The sequence below is a fragment of the Haloferax sp. s1 genome (genome assembly GCF_058382125.1).
In genome coordinates this window covers 1-1,890 of the sequence record NZ_JBZRPK010000202.1, presented here as the reverse complement: position 1 = coordinate 1,890, position 1,890 = coordinate 1, and the positions used below count along the sequence as shown (strand labels likewise).

Sequence of the window (1,890 nt, the reverse complement as noted above, 5' to 3'; positions counted from 1 at the left end):
TTTCCCCCACCAGTTGGGAACCAGACAATATCAACCAGATCGAGTGCCTCCATCTCGTCGCCGCTATAGTTCTCTGCGTCCTCTCCCTCTCTCCAAGTCACCTCACTCCACTCATCGTACTCACGGCTGACGAGGTCCGGAAGTACTCGAAGGATAAACACCAGCTGGAACGGACGCCAGCCGGGGAATTCCTGCGCATCTCCGAACGTCCGGTTCATGAGCTCGAACGATCGAGCGACTCGTCCATCCATAGCTCCGTCTTCGACATCAGCACGGAGACAGTTGATAGCCCGCTCGACTCGCAGGATTTCTTTCCGAAACGCTTCTCGGTCCTCGTCGAAGTCCTGCTGGTCCTCCGGTGTGAAGTCTGGATCTGGCTGATAGTGACCGGCCAGAGCTTGGTCGTAGCCGCGCTCCTGTGATTCCAGATAATCCCACATCTCGTCGCGAATCTCTTCGAGGGCCTCGAGTCCGCCGTTCTCGAGATCCTGCAGCGTATCAAAGGTCAAATCGAGGTCCCGACTCATATCGTCGCCCATCCGTGGCACGTAGCGTTGCTGACGATGCGCTGGGAGATACTCGGTGCGAAGGTGGGCACGATTGGTCGGATCCGGCCGGGACACAACGCAGTTGGTACCGCGGCCCGGCAACGACCGATCATACCGAAAGTCCTCTTCGAGACGTTCGAATGTGAAATCAACAAACTCACCCTCAGGGATGGTGATGTCGGCTGTCAGATCAAACAGGGTCGTATCGACGTCAGTGGTGTGGTGTACTTTTCCTTCCTCATCCCTTGGATCACCAGCCGACGTATTCTCGACAATCAGAATCGTCCTCACGGGTCCATCATCGGTTCGTACAAATTCGATGTCGACAGAGAGGTCCCAGTCAGGAAACAGACGTTCGTCGCTTGGGCCGGCAGTCATCCGATCCAACAGCGCGTCGTAGGCTTTGCGTTTTTCTTCCTCGGTGTCATGGTCGAGAATTGCCGATGGAAAATACAGGTCGCCCGTATACTCTTTGACCTCAAGTTCGGTACCGGATGGTGCACCGGGAATCTGATCGAACGTGATGTTTCGGTTGATGTCCCGATCGGAGCGCCAGAGCGGTGGTTTCTCATCTCCTTCGTCAATAGCCACAAGTTCGTCACGGAGCGTTCTGCGGAGTTCTGCGATTACAGTTTTTGCAGCGTCCATCGAGGGAGTTCCACGGCGATGTTCGGTGAGCGAGGGTACCGAAATCGAGATGGGGTCCGTCTGAAATTCATGTCGATGGTAGACTCGCTGGAAATGCTCGTACTCAATATCTTCTTCGCCAACATCATCGTCCGCCTCCTCGCTGGTCGATTCATCCGTCGCTGCCGTACTCTGGGCGTCGCCTGTCTGTTGCTCGAACGACGGGAACGTTCGATAGTAGACGTTTCCGGATACCACGATCTCGATTTCGTCAGTGACTGAAGGGTCAATCTGAAATTCAGCCTGAATCGCCGAAGGCGACAGTTTGCTCTCAAGTTCATCGGATAGATCACTGTACTCTGCATCTTCTGCCGGTGCCAGCGTACCAGCAAAGTACGAATCCGAGGGTTGATCAACGAGTGTCCTTCCATCTGCGTCCTCACGAGTGCCGGTACCAGTCACGTGGTCAAGCACGCGACCGCCGACGTACCGCGAGAGGCGAGATTGGTCGCGATAGGCCTCGTCGCCAATGTCAGGCTCCTCTAGTGCAAAATGTGAAAACTCCGGGACGGAGTCCCAATCGGGATCATCGACCATTGGTGTTGGATGTTATCACGTCTCCGGATAAGTGTTACTTCTATTATAGTATCGTGCGAGATCTGGATTAGGTGTTGAAGAGTCGACCGAGATCGCGGTTGCTCACCTCGAACAGCTC

Annotated in this window: 1 protein-coding gene and 1 pseudogene; one reads left to right on the top strand and one right to left on the bottom strand. The window is 55.0% G+C overall.

The window, feature by feature from the left end:
• Positions 1–1,196, bottom strand: a pseudogene (locus tag QT222_RS01670) (hypothetical protein); the annotation flags it as partial.
• A 75-nt stretch (positions 1,197–1,271) separates the two neighbouring features.
• On the opposite strand from QT222_RS01670, the gene QT222_RS01665 reads away from it, so the two are divergent.
• Complete coding sequence (locus tag QT222_RS01665; RefSeq protein WP_491476098.1) at positions 1,272–1,457, top strand: hypothetical protein; 186 nt, start codon at positions 1,272–1,274, stop codon at positions 1,455–1,457.
• Positions 1,458–1,890 lie beyond the last annotated feature (433 nt).